This is a genomic window from Pseudomonas sp. S3_A09, from assembly GCF_054668065.1.
The window spans coordinates 1255718-1276362 of sequence record NZ_CP162752.1 but is presented as its reverse complement, the minus strand read 5'-3'; the positions used below and the strand labels follow the sequence as shown (position 1 = coordinate 1276362).

18 protein-coding genes are annotated in these 20645 nt (G+C 61.4%); 6 read left to right on the top strand and 12 right to left on the bottom strand.

The features are described 5' to 3' along the window. The first annotated feature begins 30 nt into the window (after window positions 1-30). Both AB4N92_RS06055 and rluB read left to right on the top strand, forming a co-directional pair. On the top strand, window positions 31-222 hold the full coding sequence (locus AB4N92_RS06055) for a DUF1289 domain-containing protein (RefSeq protein WP_021491251.1): 192 nt from the start codon (window positions 31-33) through the stop codon (window positions 220-222). Between the two features lie 144 nt (window positions 223-366). Further along, window positions 367-1578 carry a 23S rRNA pseudouridine(2605) synthase RluB gene (gene rluB / locus AB4N92_RS06050; RefSeq protein ID WP_010208149.1) on the top strand — a complete coding sequence of 404 codons (1212 nt, stop codon included), beginning with the start codon at window positions 367-369 and terminating at the stop codon, window positions 1576-1578. A 196-nt stretch (window positions 1579-1774) separates the two neighbouring features. Here rluB and AB4N92_RS06045 read toward each other — a convergent pair whose 3' ends face one another. Next, entirely contained in the window at window positions 1775-2734 is a 960-nt protein-coding gene (locus tag AB4N92_RS06045) for a M29 family metallopeptidase (protein ID WP_010208151.1), read from the bottom strand. 73 nt (window positions 2735-2807) lie between these two features. After that, a complete protein-coding gene (locus AB4N92_RS06040; protein ID WP_003175756.1) occupies window positions 2808-2945 on the bottom strand; it encodes a hypothetical protein in 138 nt (45 codons plus the stop codon). Window positions 2946-3583: 638 nt separating this feature from the next. Here AB4N92_RS06040 and AB4N92_RS06035 point away from each other — a divergent pair. Next, window positions 3584-5005, top strand: a complete 1422-nt coding sequence (locus AB4N92_RS06035; protein ID WP_010208152.1) for an amino acid permease — start codon at window positions 3584-3586, stop codon at window positions 5003-5005. A 111-nt stretch (window positions 5006-5116) separates the two neighbouring features. Next, window positions 5117-5530 carry an alternative ribosome rescue aminoacyl-tRNA hydrolase ArfB gene (gene arfB, locus AB4N92_RS06030; protein WP_010208154.1) on the top strand — a complete coding sequence of 138 codons (414 nt, stop codon included), beginning with the start codon at window positions 5117-5119 and terminating at the stop codon, window positions 5528-5530. On the opposite strand, the gene AB4N92_RS06025 is transcribed toward arfB, so the two are convergent. From AB4N92_RS06025 to AB4N92_RS06015, 3 genes are all read right to left on the bottom strand, one after another. Continuing rightward, window positions 5527-6723, bottom strand: a complete 1197-nt coding sequence (locus tag AB4N92_RS06025; protein WP_010208155.1) for an MFS transporter — start codon at window positions 6721-6723, stop codon at window positions 5527-5529. The two genes, arfB and AB4N92_RS06025, sit on opposite strands and share 4 nt — an antisense overlap. A 105-nt stretch (window positions 6724-6828) precedes the next feature. Next, window positions 6829-7011 carry a hypothetical protein gene (locus AB4N92_RS06020; RefSeq protein WP_010208156.1) on the bottom strand — a complete coding sequence of 61 codons (183 nt, stop codon included), beginning with the start codon at window positions 7009-7011 and terminating at the stop codon, window positions 6829-6831. A gap of 352 nt (window positions 7012-7363) precedes the next feature. Next, window positions 7364-7675, bottom strand: a complete 312-nt coding sequence (locus AB4N92_RS06015; RefSeq protein ID WP_010208158.1) for an Mpo1-like protein — start codon at window positions 7673-7675, stop codon at window positions 7364-7366. 160 nt (window positions 7676-7835) lie between these two features. Here AB4N92_RS06015 and AB4N92_RS06010 point away from each other — a divergent pair, with 160 nt between their 5' ends. Further along, the gene (locus tag AB4N92_RS06010) at window positions 7836-8894 is read left to right on the top strand and encodes an AraC family transcriptional regulator (RefSeq protein WP_045791688.1); all 1059 of its coding nucleotides are present in this window, start codon (window positions 7836-7838) and stop codon (window positions 8892-8894) included. On the opposite strand, the gene AB4N92_RS06005 is transcribed toward AB4N92_RS06010, so the two are convergent. Beyond that, a complete protein-coding gene (locus AB4N92_RS06005; protein ID WP_010208163.1) occupies window positions 8851-10305 on the bottom strand; it encodes a TrkH family potassium uptake protein in 1455 nt (484 codons plus the stop codon). The two genes, AB4N92_RS06010 and AB4N92_RS06005, sit on opposite strands and share 44 nt — an antisense overlap. Before the next feature lie 155 nt (window positions 10306-10460). Here AB4N92_RS06005 and AB4N92_RS06000 point away from each other — a divergent pair, with 155 nt between their 5' ends. Next, a complete protein-coding gene (locus tag AB4N92_RS06000) occupies window positions 10461-14675 on the top strand; it encodes a dermonecrotic toxin domain-containing protein (RefSeq protein ID WP_460129512.1) in 4215 nt (1404 codons plus the stop codon). 79 nt (window positions 14676-14754) lie between these two features. Here the strand turns inward: AB4N92_RS06000 and AB4N92_RS05995 are convergent, their stop codons facing one another. From AB4N92_RS05995 to AB4N92_RS05970, 6 genes are all read right to left on the bottom strand, one after another. Next, window positions 14755-16098 carry an imelysin family protein gene (locus AB4N92_RS05995; RefSeq protein ID WP_010208165.1) on the bottom strand — a complete coding sequence of 448 codons (1344 nt, stop codon included), beginning with the start codon at window positions 16096-16098 and terminating at the stop codon, window positions 14755-14757. Window positions 16099-16225: 127 nt separating this feature from the next. Further along, window positions 16226-18277: a putative bifunctional diguanylate cyclase/phosphodiesterase gene (locus tag AB4N92_RS05990; protein ID WP_010208167.1), complete on the bottom strand. Its 2052-nt coding sequence runs from the start codon at window positions 18275-18277 to the stop codon at window positions 16226-16228. Between the two features lie 207 nt (window positions 18278-18484). Next, the gene (locus AB4N92_RS05985) at window positions 18485-18643 is read right to left on the bottom strand and encodes a hypothetical protein (RefSeq protein ID WP_156149806.1); all 159 of its coding nucleotides are present in this window, start codon (window positions 18641-18643) and stop codon (window positions 18485-18487) included. Between the two features lie 172 nt (window positions 18644-18815). Continuing rightward, window positions 18816-19412, bottom strand: a complete 597-nt coding sequence (locus AB4N92_RS05980; RefSeq protein ID WP_003175739.1) for a superoxide dismutase — start codon at window positions 19410-19412, stop codon at window positions 18816-18818. Window positions 19413-19590: 178 nt separating this feature from the next. Then, window positions 19591-20190, bottom strand: coding sequence for a LysE/ArgO family amino acid transporter (locus tag AB4N92_RS05975; protein ID WP_038453713.1), 600 nt, complete (start codon window positions 20188-20190; stop codon window positions 19591-19593). Between the two features lie 5 nt (window positions 20191-20195). Further along, window positions 20196-20597: an ACT domain-containing protein gene (locus tag AB4N92_RS05970; protein ID WP_236266845.1), complete on the bottom strand. Its 402-nt coding sequence runs from the start codon at window positions 20595-20597 to the stop codon at window positions 20196-20198. Window positions 20598-20645 lie beyond the last annotated feature (48 nt).

Genomic DNA, 20645 nt, shown 5'->3' with positions numbered 1-20645 from the left:
ATTTGATTATTGTTGCCAGGGAGAAATCATATGAGTTCAACCAAAGACCCTTGCATCAGCGTCTGCAAATTCAGCGACGCCATCTGCCTCGGCTGTGGCCGCAGCAAGCGCGAAATCCGTGCCTGGAAGAAACTCGACAAGGTTGATAAGCGCACCGTCTTGGCCGAAGCCGAGCTGCGATTGCTGGCCCTGGGCGCCACCGGTCGGCGGAAAAGCAAATGACTTGGGTCTTATCGACTACTCTCTGATGCGCAACGCGCGCCATGCGCGTATGATTCGCGACCCTTTGCCGATGTATTCGGCCAAAGCCCCGCTTTCAAGACTCTTCAGGCCACGCCTGAATCGACCCACCGGGAGGTGCTTAAGATGAACGACAAAGACCAGAACGACAGCCAGGAAATCGGCCCAGCAGGCGAAAAACTGCAAAAGGTGCTGGCGCGTATCGGCGTGGGCTCGCGCCGCGACGTCGAAGCCTGGATCACCCAGAAGCGCATCAAGGTCAACGGCGTCGAGGCCACGCTCGGCCAGCGCGTCGACCTGCACGATGCAATCACCATTGATGGCAAGGTCATCAAGCGTGAAGAGGCTGCCGAATCGGTGCGCCGCGTGATCATGTACAACAAGCCCGATGGCGAGATCTGCACCCGTGACGACCCGGAAGGCCGTCCGACCGTGTTCGACAAGATGCCCAAGCCCAAAGAAGGCCGTTGGATCAACATCGGCCGTCTCGACATCAACACCACCGGTTTGCTGATGTTCACCACCGACGGTGAACTGGCCAACCGTCTGATGCACCCGTCCTACGAAATGGACCGCGAATACGCCGTGCGTGTGCGTGGCGAAGTCGATGACGAGATGATCGAGCGCCTCAAGGCGGGCGTGGTGCTGGAAGACGGCCCGGCCAAGTTCACCGACATCAAGCAGGCACCAGGCGGCGAGGGTTTCAACCACTGGTACCACTGCGTGGTGATGGAAGGTCGTAACCGTGAGGTTCGTCGCCTGTGGGAATCCCAGGGCCTGGTGGTCAGCCGCCTGAAGCGCGTGCGTTTCGGCCCGGTGTTCCTGAACTCCGACCTGCCGATGGGCCGCTGGCGCGAAATGAGCCAGTACGAAGTCGACATCCTCAGCGCCGAAGTCGGCCTGACGCCGGTCGCGATGCCGCAGATGAACGCCAAGAGCAAAGACAAGCTTGAGCGTATGCAGCGCAAATCGTCGCGCCCTGTGGCGCGCACCGAGCGTGTTGCCCGCACTCTGCGCCCGGCGCTGAATGCTCCGGCGACCGGTGGTCGTATCTCCCGTGAGCCGCAGATCGAAGGTGAGCGTCGCCCAACCGCGCCGTCACGTCAGGAAGGCGAGCGTGCGCCACGTGCGCCGCGTCCTGCCCCGGCGGGTGGTCGTAGCAACCGTGGTGAAGCCGATCGCCCGGCTGACAACGCCAGCACCAAGCGTCCAGCCAAGCCGGCGGCGAACAAACGCCCTGGCCCGAAACTGGTCGCGGATGAGCCGTCGGGCAAGCGCCGTGGCGCCCCGGCGGGTTCGGGTCAGCGTCCTGGTTTTGGTCGCAAGAAGCCGCAGTGATACCGTAAGCGCTGCACAAAAACGCCAACCCTAGGGTTGGCGTTTTTTTGGGGTCTGACATTTGGTAACCCAATCAAATGTGGGCGCTGGCTTGCCTGCGATCGCATCACTGCGGTCTGTCTGATAGACCGAGGTGCCTGCATCGCAGGCAAGCCAGCTGCCACATTTAGAGCCTCAGCGTTCATGAGGTCAGTGTTTAGAACGCAAACCTGCCATCAAACACCGGCTTGTCATCCAGCGCCAACACCCCACTGGAAAAGATCAAATCCAGGTGATGGCTGCCTTTCTGCCCGCCACCCAGGCCCAGGTGCAACCCGCAATGGCGCTCCTCAAAACCGGCATTGCGCGCATACAAGTCCTTGACGCCTTCGTTGGTGCCAATCCCCAACTCCTCGACACGCCGGTTGGACGGGTTGGCATTCAGGTACTTGTTGAAATCATCCGCCAACCCCGGCACGTCACTGGCCACGCTGCAAATGGTCGAGTTCTCGATCCACAGTTCCAGCGGTGACTCCAGCACCCCATATTTACGCGCGAACGGGATGGTGCTGAGAAAGGTACCGACAAACCGCACTTGGCCGTTGATGGCTTCGCTGTGGGTGGCGATCTCGCCGGGGGCCAGGTCGTGGTTGCCGACGCCGTTGATATTCGTCCACTTCTTGATGCTGCTCATCGGCGCTTCCAGGCGTGAGCCGTGCTTGTCGGTAAAGCTCAGCACCGTGGCTTGGGACATGCGTCGGATCAGCGTGGCGTTGAGGTCGGCAATGCGCTGGGGCTCGACGCTGAAGGTGTCGTAGAAGTAGTCGCCGTAATCCTTGAACAACAGGGACTTTTTCCAGTGCTCGGCCATCACGCCTTGCAGGGCGCGGATAAAGTCCGGGCCTTCGGCGCGTGGGTTGGGCAAGGTAGAGGAGTCGTAGAGAAACAAGTACAGGTCGCAGGCTTCGATGGCCTCGGCCAGGGTGTCGCTGGCGGCCAGGTCCAGACGCTGCACCTGGAAGTTGAAACGGGCGGCGCTGCTGTGGGTGATCGCCTGCGCGATGGCGTCGTAGCGTTCGGTATGGCCCAGCAACACGGTGGGGCGGCTCAGGCCATTGAGGGCCGGGTGATGCGCGAGGTAGTAGAGAAAGTGTTCGACGGCGCGGGCCTTGTCCATGACGTGCTTCCTTTTGTGCCTTGGGTAAGGGGGCAGGTGCCGTGCACAGCACCTGCCGGATGCCTGCCGGTGTTTAGAATGGCCACATCGCGGTGCCGAACGGCACAACGGCGTCGGCTTGCATCATTTCAACGGCGGCCTCATGGGTCGGCGCTTCAAACCAATCGTCGAGTTGCAGTTCGGTTTCCAGGTCGTTTTCCAGTGCTTGCATGGTGTATCTCCTAGAGGACGTTGTTTGAGGACGGCTTGCCAACGGGCTTCGCTGGCAAGTGGAAAGAACCTAGGAGAGAGTGTTTCAAAATGCAAAATTTTTATTGACACGGTTTCATTTGGATTTTTTGTTCTGTTTTTTCGTTCCGATTTTTTCTTTAGGAAATTCAGTGAGCTGTCGCGGCTAAATTGCGGGAAGTTTGCGCGCGACAATTTTTCTTCAAATCATGGCTGTAACGTTATTTTTCCGTGCTGTAACGATTAGTTTACGTGTAAATGGCGACATTATGGGTCGATCCTGCCCTGTAAGGATTACCTGACAGATCGTCGCACTCGCCTTTCGAGGGCGCCCCCAAGCTGTCGAGCGGTGTACAATCCGCCGCGTTTTACTGTGACCCCCTTGCGTAACCACGCAAAAGGCCAAGACCTCAGGGTTTACCCACCCTGATCACTCCGCCTGGCCACGAGCCGGACGGGTTCGATTTCGTCACAGATAAAAACAAACAGGTGACGCATGACCGTTAGAAAGACGCTGTACTCCTGGTGCCTGCGCTGGGGTTTGAGCGGCGCTGCTTGAGTCGGTAATTCAAGGCAGCAACCTGCATTCAACATCATCAAACCTTGCGTGAGAGCCTTTTCATGAGTGTTTCCCCTTCCTCTTCAGGCGAGCTGAAACGCGGCCTGAAAAACCGGCATATCCAGTTGATCGCCCTGGGTGGCGCCATTGGCACCGGCCTGTTCCTCGGTTCGGCCGGGGTGCTTAAATCCGCCGGCCCGTCGATGATCCTGGGCTATGCCATCTGCGGCTTCATTGCCTTCATGATCATGCGCCAGCTGGGCGAAATGATCGTCGAAGAGCCGGTCGCCGGTTCCTTCAGCCACTTTGCCCACAAGTACTGGGGCGGCTTCGCCGGCTTCCTGTCGGGCTGGAACTGCTGGATCCTGTACATCCTGGTGGGCATGTCGGAGCTGACGGCCGTCGGCAAATACGTGCACTACTGGTGGCCGGAGATCCCGACCTGGGTCTCGGCCGCAGCCTTCTTTGTGCTGATCAACCTGATCAACCTGGCCAACGTCAAAGTCTTCGGTGAAGCCGAGTTCTGGTTCGCCATCATCAAGGTGGTGGCCATCGTCGGCATGATCGCCCTGGGCAGCTATCTGCTGGTCAGCGGCACCGGTGGGCCACAGGCCTCGGTGACCAACCTGTGGGAGCATGGCGGATTCTTCCCCCATGGCGTCGGCGGGTTGGTGATGGCCATGGCAATCATCATGTTCTCTTTCGGTGGCCTGGAAATGCTCGGCTTTACCGCGGCTGAAGCGGACAAACCGCGCACCGTGATCCCGAAAGCGATCAACCAGGTGATCTACCGTATCCTGATCTTCTACATCGGCGCTTTGGTGGTGCTGTTGTCGCTGACGCCGTGGGACAGCCTGTTGGCGACCCTCAACGCCTCCGGCGATGCCTACAGCGGCAGCCCGTTCGTGCAGGTGTTCTCGATGCTGGGCAGCGACACTGCCGCGCACATCCTCAACTTCGTGGTCCTGACGGCCGCGTTGTCGGTGTACAACAGCGGGACGTACTGCAACAGCCGCATGCTGTTGGGTATGGCCGAGCAGGGCGATGCGCCCAAGGCCTTGGCGAAGATCGACAAGCGCGGCGTACCGGTGCGTTCCATCCTCGCTTCGGCGGCGATCACCTTGGTGGCGGTGCTGATGAACTACCTGATCCCGCAACACGCGCTGGAACTGCTGATGTCGCTGGTCGTGGCGACGCTGGTAATCAACTGGGCGATGATCAGCTTCTCCCACTTCAAGTTCCGCCAACACATGAACCGCACCGGCCAGGTGCCGTTGTTCAAGGCGTTGTGGTACCCGTACGGCAACTATGTGTGCTTGGCGTTCGTGGTGTTTATCCTGGTGATCATGCTCATGATTCCGGGCATCCAGGTGTCGGTGTTCGCGATTCCGGTGTGGGTGATGTTTATGGCGGTGTGTTATGGGATCAAGAACAAGCGTAGTGCGCAGCAAGCGTTGGCGCCGGCTGCTTCACCAGTGAAGTGAGGCTTGCGTGAGATCAACCAAACCCGGCCATGCGCCGGGTTTGTTGTTTCAGGAATAGGCGAGAGCGCATTCGCGTATCCTTGGCTGCCCCCACAGAGAATCCTGCCGCCTATGCTGGTGATTTCCAACAACGTCCACTTGCCCGATGCCGAGATCGAGCTGACCGCTATTCGCGCCCAGGGCGCCGGTGGGCAGAACGTCAACAAGGTGTCGAGTGCGGTGCACCTGCGATTTGATATCCCCGCATCGTCGCTGCCGGCGTTCTATAAGGAGCGGCTGCTGGCGCTACGCGACAGCCGGATCACCAGTGAAGGTGTGCTGGTGATCAAGGCCCAGCAATACCGGACCCAGGAGCAGAACCGCGCGGATGCGTTGGCGCGTCTGGTGGAGTTGATCCTCAGCGCCACCAAGGTGGAGAAGAAACGCCGCCCGACCAAGCCCACCCTGGGTTCGAAAAAGCGCCGTCTCGAATCCAAGACCAAGCGTGGCAGCATCAAGGCTGGGCGTGGCAAGGTCGACTTTTAGTCGCCACGCCCCTCGCGGGCCTTGGGCGCCTGGCGGTACAGGTACACACTCAGCAGCAAGCCACCGAGGGCGGCCAGGGCGGCGAACAGGAAGATCGACGCAAAGCCGAACCCTGCCGCCACCGCTCCGGCGAGCGGGCCGGTGATGCCCAGCGACAGGTCGATAAACAGCGAGTAGGCGCCCACCGCCGAGCCGCGGCTGGACGCCGGAACCAGGTTGACAGCCTCCACCCCCAGCGCCGGGAACACCAGGGAAAAGCCAAAGCCGCTCAACGCTGCGCCGGCCAGGGCCAGGTTGGCGTCGGGTGCCAGCCATAACAGCAGCAAGCCAAGAATCTCCACCGACAGGCAGGCAATCGCCACGCGAAAGCCGCCGATCCGGTTGATCAGGTTCCCGAACAACAACCGCGCACCGATAAAGCTGGCGCCGAACAGGCTCAGGGCCCACACCGCGTTATCCCAATGCTGGGTGGTGTAATACAAGGTGATGAAGGTCGCGATGGTGCCGAAGCCGATGGAGCCCAGCGCCAATGCACAGCCATGGGGCAATACGCGGCCCAGTACATTCATGAAGGGCAGGCGCACGCCGGCAACAATCGGCGCGGCGACCTTGTTCCAGGCCAGCAGCAGGCCGACGATTGCCAGCAGGATGATGCTGACGCCCATGCTCCACAGCCCGAAGTGTCTGACCAGCACCACGCCCAGTGGCGCGCCGACGGCCAGCGCGCCGTAGCTGGCGATGCCGTTCCAGGAAATCACCTTGGCGGTGTTCTGCGCCCCGACCCGCCCAATGCCCCAGCCGATGGAGCCCGAACCCACCAGGCTTTCCGCGCTGCCAAGGACCAGGCGGCCGATCAACAGGCTACCCAGGCTCAAGGCCGGCAGGCTTGAGAACCACGCCGCGAGCAGCATGAACACACCGCTCAGTCCGCAGCCCGCCAGGCCGATCAGCACAGCGCGCTTGCTGCCCAGGTTGTCGATGATCTTGCCCGCATAGGGGCGGCTCAGGAGGGTGGCCAGGTATTGCACGCTGATCACCAGGCCGGCGATCACTGCGCCGTAACCCAGTTCACTGTGGACATAGCCTGGCAATACGGCCAGGGGAATGCCGATGTTCAGGTAGCCAATGAAGGTGAACAATACGATGGAAACAACTTGCAGCGTGACCGCCATGGGGCGCTGGGTATCGGGCATGGGGAGAGGTCCACTGTCGCGGCAGGTAAAGATAGGCTGCTAATGATACCGGGGGTTTGGCTCGCGCAGGGCGGTAAAACGCAAAAACCTCCGCTCAGAAAGACGTCAGGCTTTGGTCGAGGCGAGCAACTGGGTGGTGACCAGGGCGGCGAGGGCGTTTTCCTGGGTGCCGAAGCGTTTGAGCAGCCGCGCTTGTTTGTCGGCGCTGAGGCGGTTCCAGATTTCGACCATCTGCAAGGCAGCGTCGAGTACGGCGGTATCCGGGGTGTCGGGAAGGGTATCGGTCATGGCGGGCGTCTCGATTCATTCAGGCAGTGTGGAAAGCGCTCAAAACGCTGCGCTTTCCACACGGTCTGGTACGGCGTCAGTCCTGGCTTTTGCTGTCGACTGGTTTTGCTTCTTTGGCCTCAGGCTGTTTGTCACTGGCCTGCTGCGGTGTTGGCTGCTCTGTAGGGTGCAGGCTTGGGAAGGGGAGATTAGGTATCTCGTGCATCGTCGTCGCTCCTCGCAAGGTCTGTTTTTTCAATCGCAGGTGATTCCGCGCTCTCAAAAAGCCTTGGCAGGATACAGCACTGCAAATGACAAAAAGATTTTTATGTCCTCGGAGGGATGAACTTTCATCGTTTAAACGGTCGTTTGGTCAGAACGGTACCTTGCCCAGGATCATGTCGCGGTACATCACAAAATCACCCAACAGGCTGTAGAACGGGTGCTGGAAAGTCGCCGGGCGGTTCTTTTCGAAGAAGAAGTGGCCGATCCAGGCAAAGCTGTAACCGGCAATCGGCAAGGCAATCAGCAGGCCCAGCGAACCTTTGCCGATGGCATACGCCAGGATGCCGATCACCAGCGTGGTGCCGATAAAGTGCAGGCGCCGGCAGGTGCTGTTGGCATGTTCACTCAGGTAGTAGGGGTAGAACTCAGCGAAGCTGTTGAATCGCTTGATGTTTTCCACGATGACCGGCCCTTTGATTATTGTGCCGCCCAACAGATGTTCGGCGGGGAGCTTATTTGAGTCTAGAGTGATCAGTGGTAACAGCCAGTGACAATAGATGCCACTTTAGTATCCTTGGCTTCCTGGCTGCCGTTTGAGCCTGCTTTATTAAGACGACGCCATGAGCGAACGAACAACTTCTGCAAGCTGGGCGATGGGGATAGTGAAGGCATTGGAAATGGACGGCCTGGATTGCCGTGCCTTGTTCAAGCAGCTCGGTCTCGACTACGCCGCCCTGAGCGACCCCGATGCGCGGTTCCCGCAGGATTCCATGACGCGCCTGTGGCAGCGGGCGGTAGAGCTGTCGGGCAACCCGGCGATCGGCCTGAACATGGGCAAAGTGGTGCGTCCGGCATCGTTTCATGTGGCCGGGTACGCGCTGATGTCCAGCAACACCCTGGCTGAAGGCTTCATGCGCCTGGTGCGTTACCAGCGGATCATTGCCGAAAGTGCCGACCTGAGTTTCCAACTGGTTCCCGAAGGTTATGCGCTGATTCTGACGGTACACGGTGATCATCTGCCGCCCACTCGGCAAAGTGCCGAAGCGTCGCTGGCCAGCGCCTTGGCGCTGTGCGGCTGGTTGACGGGCCGCACGCTGCAGCCACGCAAAGTGGTGCTGCAAGGTGAGCAGCCGGCGGACTTGGCCCCGTATAAACAAGCCTTCCATGCGCCGCTGGAGTTCAACGCGCCCTATGACGCGCTGATTTTTGAGCGGGCCGACATGGATGCGCCGCTGCCTACGGCCAACGAAGCCATGGCACTGCTGCATGACCGCTTTGCCGGTGAATACCTGGCGCGTTTCTCGGAAAGCCGTGTGACGCACAAGGCGCGGCAGGTGTTGTGCCGCCTGCTGCCCCAGGGCGAGCCCAAGCGTGAAGTGGTGGCCCAGGCGCTGCACTTGTCCCAGCGTACCTTGCAGCGGCGCTTGCAGGAGGAGGGGACCAGCTTTCAAACGCTGCTCGACGACACCCGTCGCGAGTTGGCCGAGCAATACCTGGCACAGCCCAGCATGACCCTGTTGGAAATCGCCTACCTGCTGGGTTTCGCCGACCCGAGCAATTTCTTTCGTGCGTTTCGCCGTTGGTTTGATGCCACGCCCGGTGAATACCGGGCGCGGTTGCTGGACGCGTCGAGCGTCAGTGGCGCCAAAACGCCGGAATGCACAGAACAAAGACCGTAATAATCTCCAGCCGGCCGAGCAGCATGCCCAGCGACAGGATCCACTTGGCCGCATCCGGCAGGCTGGCGAAATTGCCCGCTGGGCCGATGGTTTCGCCCAGGCCTGGGCCCACGCCTGAAACGGTACTCGCGGCGCCGGTCAAGGCGGTCATCCAGTCCAGGCCAAGCAGGGACAAGGCCAGGGCGATAGCGCAGATGGTGATGGCGAAGAAAAACGAAAACGTCAGGATCGAGCGCACGATCTCTTCGTCGAGGCGGTGGCCGTTGTACTTTTGCTTGATCACCGCACGAGGGTGGATCAACTGGTTCAAGTTGGCCTTGAGCAGGATATAGGCGACCTGGAAACGGAAAATCTTGATCCCGCCGGCGGTCGAGCCGGAACAGCCGCCGATAAAACCCAGGTAGAAGAACAGCATCAGCGAGAAGTTGCCCCACAGGCTGTAGTCCCCCAGGGCGAAACCGGTGGTGGTCACCACCGACGTGACGTTCAACGCCACATGCCGCAAGGCATCCAGCCAATGCAGGTTGGTGGTCCACCAGTACCACGTGCCGAGCACCAGCCAGGTCACCACCAGCAAACCGAGCAAGCCCTGCACCTGCTGATCCTTGATCAGCGCCCGACGGTTGCCACGCAGCGTGGCCACGTACAGGGTGAACGGCAGGCTGCCAAGGATCATCACCACCACCGCCACCCAGTGCACGGCGGGTTGTTTCCAGTGCGCCAGGGATTCGTCGGAGGTGGAAAAACCGCCGGTGGAGATCGCCGACATCGCATGATTGATCGCATCGAACACGCCCATGCCGGCCCACCAGAACGCCAGGCTGCCGAGGATGGTGATGCCCACATACGCGGCCACGATCAGCCGCGCCACCATGTGCGAACGGGGCATGACTTTTTCCGAGCGGTCCGAAGATTCGGTCTGGAACAGGCGCATGCCACCAATGCGCAGCAGCGGCAGGATCGCTACCGCCATCCCGATGAAGCCGATGCCACCCAGCCAGTGCAGCAGTGAACGCCAGATCAGGATGCCCGGCGACATGGCATCCAGGCCGCTCAATACCGTAGAACCGGTGGCGGTAATGCCGGACATGCTTTCGAAAAACGAGTCGGTGTAGCTGATGTGCTGGGTCAGCAGAAACGGCAGCGCGGCAAAGATACACACCACCACCCAGCTGCTGACGGTCAGCAGGTACATGTCCCGCGGGCGCAGGTGCACATGCTCGGGACGACCCGGAATCACCAGGGCCAGGCCGGCGATAAAGGTGATCATGCTGGCCCACAGAAACGAGGGCAGGTCGCTGGTGCGTTCGAAGATCACAAGGGTCGCCATGGGCACGACCATGGCGATCGCGAGGGTGATCAGGAAGATGCCGATGATGAAACCGATGATACGCAGGGTCGGCAACGCCATGAAATTCGCTCGAAATAGGGCAGAGGCGCCATTCTACCTGGGGTGCAGGGCATGTAAACCTTGGTCGCCGATCTGCGGCGCTTAGCTATGTAGCACCTGGTTCAGGGGGCGCTTAGGCACGATGGGCCGGTATGTTTCCTATTCGAGAGGCCACCATGCCGTCTGATTCATTGTTTTCTGCACCGTCAAGTTTCAAGGACGCACCGCAACAGGTCGCGTTGCGCGACCAGTTAATGGCGCTTGATCGCCAGATCGCCGAGCAGTTTCAGTCGCCACCGACGTTCCATTCATTTGTGCAGCATGAGTTCGAGCAAGCATTCCCGACGTTGACGCCCAGCCTTGATGTGCGTCACGCCTTCATCCGACTGCCCGCGACGACCATCCCGCCGGCGACCTCTGCAGCGCAACCGTCCACCGAGACCGAGTTACTGCCCTCGCTGTTCGAGGCGGTGGTGCAACGTATCGTCGCTGATCAGCCAGCGAGTTATGCGCAGCGCATGGCGACCCTGCATCGGCTGCCGGCGACTGGCGACGCGCTGCTGCCCTTGAGCGGTATCACCCCGGCCGGGCTGGATAAATTCCTCGACCGCCTGGCCGCTGGGCTGGGCGCTTATTACAGCGCTTTTGTGAAAACCTTCTGGACGCGCGCGCGCAGCCTGACGGATGCTCGCACGCAGAAACAATGGTTGGTGCACACCCGTATCGAACTGCTGAAAGCCGAAGTGGCGCTACTCGCTGCCGATCGCCTGCTCAGCCCCGCCGACCAGGACCTGTTCGCCCTGGTGCTGCGTCACCCGCACGCCCAGGCACGACAAGCTTTGCGCGGCGACCGGCCATGTGTCTACGAGGTAGCCCTCAAGGGCGCGACCGGCGCGGCGGATCTGACCTTGCGCGGCGCCTTTGTGCTGACTGCCAGAGACCCGGAGCAAGCCGTGGTGAGGCCGCAGGAGGAGGTCACGCCGGCCCGGGTGCGGCCCGTGGACCCGAGCATGAACGTCGGTACGGTATTGCTGTTTCTGCCGGACTCCGGCCTTGAAGCGTTTGACTCCCTGGCCAGCCTGGATCAGGAGTTGCACCGGCGTTTGAACCACCCCGTCGAATTCGCCGCGGTGCTCGATGGCCTGGCCGTGGCCGACCAGGCGCAAGGCTTGGCCCTGCATCGTCAGCTCAAGACCACGGGGCAGGTGGTCTATCATGAACAGCTCGGTTCGCCGTTCGAGGCGAGCGTCGAGGCGCAATGTCGGTTGATGCTCGACAACTTCACCTCAACCCTTTCCCACTACCCGTCACCGGTCGGCCCCATCGAGATGGCCGAGTTGCCGCAGGTGCTGGACCGGGTGACGGACCCCGGTCGGCTCTTCAGTGCCGGCGGGGTGTTATGGGGGCGTGACATCAAGCGCGGGCAGGCGCAGATCAGGACCTTTTTGCATGATGCCTCCCTTGTCGATAAAGACGCGTGGCGGGTCGCGATGACGGACTACTGCGACCTGCTGGCGAGCCTGCCGGACGCCGAGGGGTTGCCGTCGTTGGCGCAATTCAGCGATAAGCCGGCGCTGCTGGCATACGCCAACGAACAGCTGCGCATCCGCCTCAAGGCTGACTATGCACTGGACATCGACCCCGACACGGTCCGCGTGCATACCAAAGAGCCGTTCGTTCCTGCGACTGTCGTGGTTCCGGGCGCGCCTGCTCCGGCGCCGCGCGAGCCCGGCACACCGTTGTTCCGGCATCGAAGCCGCACGCTGAGCGAACTGGCGCTGGAGAATGTCGGCGGGCTGGATTTTAACTTCACGCACTTTTCCAGGCTGAGTGAAAACACCCGCAAACAGCCTGATGAAGCCTTGCTGCCGGAAGATCTGACGCCGGCCCCGGCCTATGACGGGCTGACCCTGCAACAGGTCAAGGACCTGGTGCGCGCGGTCAATGTCGGACAAAGCTACGACACCTTTCTGAAAGACCGCCTCATCACCTCGCCCGGCGCGCTCGCACTGAAGCAGACCTACGCTCAGGTCATGCGTCTGCAACTGCGACTCGACGCCATCGAGGCCAAGATCAACGGCGACTTTCTCCCGGACCGTCTGAACCGAGGCTTCAATTGGGTGCAGGCGGTGCTTGACGCCCCGGTCGACAGTGATCGGCGCACGCGTGTCGAAGGCCATAGGATTCTCGTGCAGCACTTGAAACTGCGCGGTCAGCGCGTGCGTGGGGTACTGCTGTTCGTCTCGGCCTCCGCCGGGGTCGGCTCGATCGTGGTGTACACCCCCCAGGCGCCCGACGGTCGCGTGTTCCACGAGTACGCCAAAGACCGCCTGATGACCGACTTCGTCATGAACAGCAGTTGGCGCGCCTACCTGCTGGGGCGCGTGGAGCGGGCCTTCGAATCCCAGGTCCGCGCCGTGCTCAGGGGGCGCGGCGACGTGTCGATGGTGAGCACGGGCCGGATTGCCGACGACCTTTTCGAGGAGGCCTACGAGGTTGAAGCGAACTTCGTGATCAACGACGCCGCCGCGCAATCGAGGAGTACCCAGCACGTCAACGTCGAAACCGGCCTGAGCGTGGCGACTCTGGCCTTCGACGTCCTGTCCATGGTGCTGCCGGTCAGGATCATGTTGCCGATCGGCCTGGCGCTCAGCCTGTTTTCGGTGTTCAACGCTGTCGAGGCGCTGGACCTTGGCGACCGTGCCGGCGCTGCGCAGTATTTCGTGCGGTCGCTGGGCGAGTTGGTCGGGGCGCTGGTGGACGGCGCGGTTGGGGCCGGTGCGCCCGTGGCGGGTGCCAGGCCAAGGGTGTTGCCGGCGGAGATGGCGCTGTGGAAAAAGCCCGACGGCGTGCTGCCGTTGGCCGGATGGGAAGGCAAGGGCGTGTATCACTCGGCCTCGAACGCGGCGGGCGCCGAGCACTACTTCCTCAATGACGGCGGGCGTTGGTATTCGATCCTCGATGACGGTGACAAAGCCGTCTGGCGGCTCAGGGACGCACGCAAACTGACGCAGTACCACTACGCGCCGATCCGGCAAAGTGCGGCGGGGCAGTGGGAAATAGGTGCTCATGCGGTCGGGGGACTCAAGGGAGGCAACTCGCCCGAGCGCGCCCTCAGGGACCTCTACCCGCGCCTGGATGACGTGCAGGCCAGGCGGGTGTTTGAGGCGTTCAATTTCCCGGCGGGGCGCGAAATCGAATACCGGCTGGCGCTGGTCGAAAACCTGCGGTTGAGGCTCTCCACAGCGGCTTTTGAGCCCTATCTGAACGTGCCGCTCCTGCGGTTCCAGTGGCGTCTGGACGGCATCGATCTGCCGGACGTGCCCGCGGTGATCACCCAGCGGCCGGCGCCCGTCGAACCGCCACTGACGCCGCCCCGCACCCCGGCCCCCGAGGCGCCCGTCGTGCGGCCTGCAAACGAACGATTCATTGAATGGGGCAGAATCCTCGACGAGGCCGAGCTTGAGGTGGTGGATGCGACACGCGGCATCTATCGGCGGATTGCAGGCGATCCGCAGTGGCTGGGGCAAGAGTACATCAAGATGGACCGGCGCTATTTCGTGATTTTGCCCCGGGATACAGCGACTCCCAATGACGTATTCATTCGCGACCCTGCACAACCGGCCACGTACTTCACGGACCTGGAAAACCTGCTGCGTTCGGGCATCTACAATCAGCCCCGACAGGCGAAGTTCGCCACCGGGGACGGGCTGTGGGTGATTGCCAGTGACGTTGCCTTGAAAAAACCGCTCACGATGTATGTGCGCGAGGCCTTCGCGCTGCTGACCACCCGCAGTCAGGTGGAGCTCGCCCAGGCCCTGTTCAATCGGGCCAACCCGAGAGGCCTGACCCAACAGGGCCAGCATTCGCTGATACGCACCCTGCGCGACTGGCAGTTTTGGCGGACCATGACATACGCAGGACTGGCCGATCCGTTTTCGTTACTTCCACCCACCCGCGCACTCAGCGACGGCAGTTGGCAGCTACCGAATGCGCCGGGGCATTATCGCCGTCTGGACTTTCGTCCGGAGCCCGTCGTGGTGCCGCTGTTCAATGCGCTCCCGCCTGGTGCCGGCGGGCGCTTGAGAACCTTGATGAGTGAGGTGGTAACCCGCTGTCGCTACGGCGTCCTGAGCGGTTATGACTTTCCCGGAGAGTTGCTGTTCAGGCGCCCTGGCGATGTCAGGCTGTACTGGCTGAGATTGCGCCGTGTGGTAGGGGATCGAATCGCCGCAGACGCCCAGGCTGGGCCCTACAAGAGCTTGATGGATGAGCCGACGCGCAGACTGGTCACGCAGGCTGAGGTCAGTCATAACCTGGTGCCGTTGATGGGCGGTATTCAATTGACGACGCCCGCCGCGTCGCCGCAGATTTTTATCATTCGGGTGTGACGCCTCCGATTATCGATGTAAAAAAAATGCCCCGAGCAGGTCGGGGCATTCTGGGTGACGCTTAGGATCGCGGCGGTGATCAGAACTCGTGATCAGCGCTGTCCGGGTTCAGGTCGCTGATGCCCAGCTTGCCTGCCGCCGCTTCGATCGAGCCGGTCTGCTTGACCAGCGCGGCGATGGCGTCACGCACGATCTGGTTACCCGCGTCGTTGCCTGCGGCGATCAGTTGGTCGTAGTGCTCACCCTTGTTGGCGTGGTCAACCATGACCTGGATCTTGGCTTCCGTGGCGGCGAGGTCCGCTTTGAGCGCGGAGTCGGCAGCCGGATCGGCCTTGGCCACCAGCGACGACAGGCTGGCACCGGTCATTTTGGTGCCGTCGACGCGGGTGTACTCGCCTAGGTAGACGTTGCGGATGCCCTTGGCGTCGTAGAAGTGCGAGTTGTGGGTGTTGTCGCTGAAGCAGTCCTGCTCGTCTTCCGGCGAGTTGGCTTCCAGGGACACCTTCATGCGCTCACCCGCCAGTTCGCCCAGGGACAGGCTGCCCATGCCGAACAGCATTTTGCGCAGGCCGTCGGTGGCAGGTTCTGCCTCCAGGGTGGCGCGGTAGTTGTCTTCGACGTTGGGTTTCCAGTTGCCGACCATTTCTTCGAGGTCGCTGACCAACAGTTGGGTGACCGCGCGCAGGTAGGTGCGGCGACGCTCGTTGTGCCCGCCAGTGGCGCCGTCGCCGGTCAGGTAGTCCGAAGCAGGACGGTTGCCGGCGCCTGGGCCGGTGCCGTTCAGGTCCTGGCCCCAGAGCAGGAATTCGATGGCGTGGTAGCCGGTGGCGACGTTGGCCTCGGAACCGCCCAGCTCGTTGAGGCTGGCGAGTTTTTCCGGGGTGATGTCCTTCACGTCGACCTTGTCTTCGCCGACCTGGATTTGGTTGTTGGCGATGATATTGGCGGTGGCACCTGGGTTACCCAGGGCGTGTTCGTAGGACTTGTCGACGTAGTCGATCAAGCCTTCGTCCAGCGGCCATGCGTTCACCTGGCCTTCCCAGTCGTCGATGATGGTGTTGCCAAAGCGGAACACTTCGCTCTGCAGGTAAGGAACGCGGGCGGCGATCCAGGCCGTGCGCGCGGCTTTCAGCGTCTCGTCGTTCGGCTTGGCGAGAAACGCGTCGATCGCGGTCTGCAGGGTTTTCGCGGTGGACTCGGCGTCGCTGTAGACCGCGAACACCATGTCTGCGTAATGCGCGACCACGGCCTTGGCAGCGGCTTCATCGACCTGGCCGGCAGGGGTGGCAGCCGCTGGAGCGGTAGTGCTGGCAGCCGGGGTCGGCGCCTGGGGCGCTGCGGCCTTGTCTTTACCTTCGCCGCAACCGGCGAGAGAAATGGCAATGGCCAGCAGACTGGCGGTGGCCAGGGGCATACGAATCATGGCGAACATCCTGCTTCGGTTGTTGATGGGGCGCGCGCGGGCGCGCAAAAACTGCGACATAATGCGAAAGATTTGCATTTTGTGTAAAGGGTTATACGCGGGAAATATTCAGTATCGTTTTGCCGTGTCAAAGAATCGCTGCGTTATTGCGCTCCGACTGCTTCAAAAATGCCGCCAACTCTCGTGCCTGCAAGGGTTTGCTGTAGTGATAACCCTGACCTTCATGGCAGCCCTCGGAGATGATGTAGGCCTCCTGCTCAGCGGTTTCCACGCCTTCGGCGATCACCTGCATGCCCAGGCTTTTACCCAGTTGAATGATCGCCCGCACGATGGTGGCGTCGTCGTCATCGTCCAGCAGGTCCTGCACGAAGCTCTTGTCGATCTTGATCTTGTCCAGCGGCAGGCTTTTCAGGTAACTGAGGGATGAGTAGCCGGTGCCGAAGTCATCAATAGCAATCAATGCCCCGGAACGGCGCAGGCTCAGCAGGTGCTGGGCGGCGGTGCTGATATCTTCCATCAGCCCGGTCTCGGTGACTTCCAGTTCCAGGCTGCGCGGCGGCAGGCGGTAGATCTGCATCAGGTTGTTGACCACCCGCGGCAACTCGGTGTGGTGCAACTGCACGGTGGAGAGGTTGACCGCCATGCGCAATTCGGAGAAACCCATGTCGTGCCATTCGCGCAGTTGCCGGCAGGCCTGGTCCAGTACCCACTCGCCAATCGGGATGATGGTGCCATTCTGTTCGGCCAGCGGAATAAACAGGTCCGGCGGTACCAGGCCATGTTCCGGGTGCTGCCAACGGATCAGTGCTTCGACGCCCACGACATGGTGGTCGCGGTAGCTGATCTGCGGCTGGTACACCAGGTGGAACTGGTCGCGGCTGAGGGCGTCGCGCAGGTCTTTTTCCAGCTCGCGGCGACGGCGCATTTCGCTGTCGACGCTGGCGATATAGAACTGATAGCGGTTGCGCGACCGGGTCTTGGCCAGGGTCATGGTCTGTTCGGCTTTCTGCAGCAGCTTTTCGGTGCTGTCGCCGTCTTCCGGGAACAGCGTGATGCCGATGGTTGCGCGCAGGCGGATGCCCTCATGGTCGAGGGCAAATTCCGCTTCCAGGTCATCCAGGATGCTTTGCGCCAGCTCGGCGGCTTCGTACGGTTGATCGATATCGGCCTGCACCAGGGCGAACTGGTCGCCGCCCAGTCGGGCCAGGGCGCCGAGGCGGCCGCTGTGGGCGCGTAAACGGTCAGCCAAGGCCAGCAGCAATTTGTCGCCAGCCTGATAAGTGAACTGCTCGTTGACGCTCTTGAAATCATCCAAGCCCACACACAACACCGCCACACGGCGCTGGCGGCGGCCGGCGTCGATGAGGATCTTGTCCAGTTGCTCCTGCAGTTTCTGGCGGTTCGGCAGGCCCGTGAGGAAATCGTACTGGGCCATGCGCAGCAGGCTGCTTTCGGCCTCGTGGCGCAGGTGGGTATTGCGCTCGATGGATTCGAGCAACTGGTTGGCGGTATTGATCCACAGCCCCAGTTCGTTGCGCTCATGGCCCTTGAGCTGCGGGATCTTGTGTTCGCTGGGCCGGTCGGGGTTGATCGACGTCAGGTGCTCGATAATGCGCGAAAGCGGTTTGGTCAGCAGCCAGTGATAGACCAGGTACAGCACCAGGCCCATGGCCAGGGCACGTAGCACCCCGGCAATGAAGATGATCACTGAATTGACGATGAAACCCTGACCATAAGTGCCGGTGTCGAGGGTGATGCTCAGGTCGCCGTAATACTCGCTGTAGGGGCCTTTGCCGACCAGGGGCGTGGTAAAGGTGCGTTCCTGGCCAAGAATCAGGTCGGTTAACCAACGGCTGGGCGATTGCTGCAAGGCGCGGCTTTTTTCCGCGAGCATGGTTTCGTTGGGGTGGCCGATGGACGCCATGCGCACCGCGTCATCCTGGAACAGGCCTTCAATGACTTGCATGCCCATCTCGCGGTCCAGGCTGTAGACGGCCTGGGTCGAGGGGTCGCGGAACATGTCGAGGATGCGCTGGGCATCGCCGGCCACGGCCTGGCGCGTCTTGTAGGCATCAAAAATGATCTGCGCCACGCTCAGTGTGACGCCCACGATCAATGCTGACAGCAGCACAACCCGTAGCAACTTCACCGACAAGCTGTTCTTGAGTTCCAGCTTCAAAGGGGCATTCCTTGTCTCATGCGGGTGGCCTTCAATATGCCATGAGTATTGGCAATCCCGTGAGGGCAGTCAAAGGAACATTGGGGCCGCAGACGACTTGATGCTGGATACGCAGAAAAAACCAGAATAAACGGCGGATGTGCTCCGCCGTCCGGGGACTCGACTTACCTGCGGTCAGGCCAATGCCCTCCCAGGTCGTGAGCGGGGTCACTGATAGTCGGAAATTTCGATCTTAGGCGGCGCCGACGGCATCATGTCTTCACCTGGCTTGCTTGGCGCACTGGCACCGCCGCCTTCGCCACCGCCACCGCCACCCGCGCCACCGGCGAGGCCTTTCATCAGCCCGCTGATGAGTTGCATCGCCATCTGTCCGCCTGCTTTTCCGATTTCTTCCATCATTGATTCTCCAGCAGAGTATGAAAGGGTTATTCCTCTCACCGAGTGGGTGGCAAATTCCCTTCTGCGGGTTCCACCATTCCGTGCCGAACGCCCACGAAAAAGCCCGGCAATGCCGGGCTTTTTCTACTGCAAGCGTTGCTTAGGCAGTGAAGGTCTTGCCTTCGAACTGCTCAGCCACGAACTTCCAGTTGACCAGGTTCCAGAACGCTTCCACATACTTTGGACGCACGTTGCGGTAGTCGATGTAGTAGGCATGTTCCCAGACGTCGCAGGTCAGCAGCGGGGTGTCGCCGTTGGTCAGCGGGTTGCCGGCGCCGATGGTGCTGGCCAGGGCCAGGGAACCGTCAGCCTTTTTCACCAGCCAGCCCCAACCGGAACCGAAGGTGCCGACGGACGTCTTGGTGAACTCTTCCTTGAACTTGTCGAACGAACCGAACGCAGCGTTGATGGCTTCAGCCAGCGCGCCGGTCGGTTGGCCACCGGCGTTTGGCGCCAGGCAGTTCCAGTAGAAGGTGTGGTTCCAGACCTGAGCGGCGTTGTTGAAGATGCCGCCCGAAGAGGACTTGACGATCTCTTCCAGGGTCTTGCCTTCGAACTCGGTGCCTGGCACCAGGTTGTTCAGGTTCACGACGTAGGTGTTGTGGTGCTTGTCGTGGTGATACTCCAAGGTTTCCTTGGAGATGTGCGGCTGCAGGGCATCGTGTGCGTAGGGCAGCGGCGGCAATTCGAAAGCCATGATGATTCTCCTAATCAGGTCAGTTGCGGTGAGCGCAAGGCCGATCACGGGCGGCCAAACAAGCGCCGGGGAGTTTGTACTCTTTGCGGCGCAGGGTCCGGATCATAGCACCGGGGGTGCGGCAAAACCACGCAACAACTGTGTGGGATAGAGGTTCCAGAGCGTTTTGGAATATTCCTCAGGCGCTGATCAACTGATAGGCCACGCTGAACATCATCACAGCCACCAACAGGTCCAGCAGACGCCACGTGGCGGGGCGTGCGAGCCAAGGTGCCAGCCATGCTGCCCCGAGTGCCAGGGTGGTGAACCACAGGAATGACGCGCTGGCGGCACCGGCCACGTAGGCACCGGGCTCGGTCTGTTGGGCACCGAGTGAGCCGATCAGCAGCACGGTGTCCAGGTACACGTGGGGGTTGAGCAAGGTCACGGCCAGCGCACTCAGCAACACTGCGCGCAGTGAGCGCACCTTGAGCGTGTCGCCCTGGTCCAGGCTCTGTTTCGAACACGCCCGACGCAGCGCGCAGGCACCGTACCAGATCAGAAACGCTGCGCCGCCCCAGCGCGCTACCGCCAGCAGTACCGGGCTTTGCGCCAGCACCGTGGCCAGGCCGAACACCCCCGCGGCCACCAGCAGGGCGTCACACACCACGCACAGCGCAGCCACTGGCAAGTGATGTTCACGACGCAGGCTCTGCGCCAGTACAAAGGCATTCTGGGTGCCGATGGCCATGATCAGGCCCAGCGCCACCAGCAAACCATTCAAATAACTTTGCCACATAGGATTTACTCCGCGTCTACTGCCAGTTGCCGCAATACCTGCATGGCCTGTTCTGCGTCGGCACGCCCGACGAACAGGTGGTCGTGGTAATAGCCGGCAATCACGTTGCAACTGATGCCGGCCTTGCCCAACGCACTGGCGAAGGCGGCGGTGAGGCCCACGGCTTCCAGGGCCGAATGCACGTTCAAGGTGATCCACGCGGCGACGTAGTCAAACGCCAGGCCGGCCTGTTCCGCTTGCTGGCGTTCGAGGATCAGGGTCAGGCCTTCCTGCTCGCGAAAGCTGCCGATCACCTCACACCCTGGAGGAATACGGTGGTCAGGCACGCTGCAGAACACATAGTCGCCGTCGTTGAGCTGGGGGCTCATGCTGCGCAGCAGGGTTGCCAGGGCGGTTTCGCCAGCCATGTGAGGTTCCTTATAAAGAGAGAAGCGATGCTGGCTATTCTCCTGACA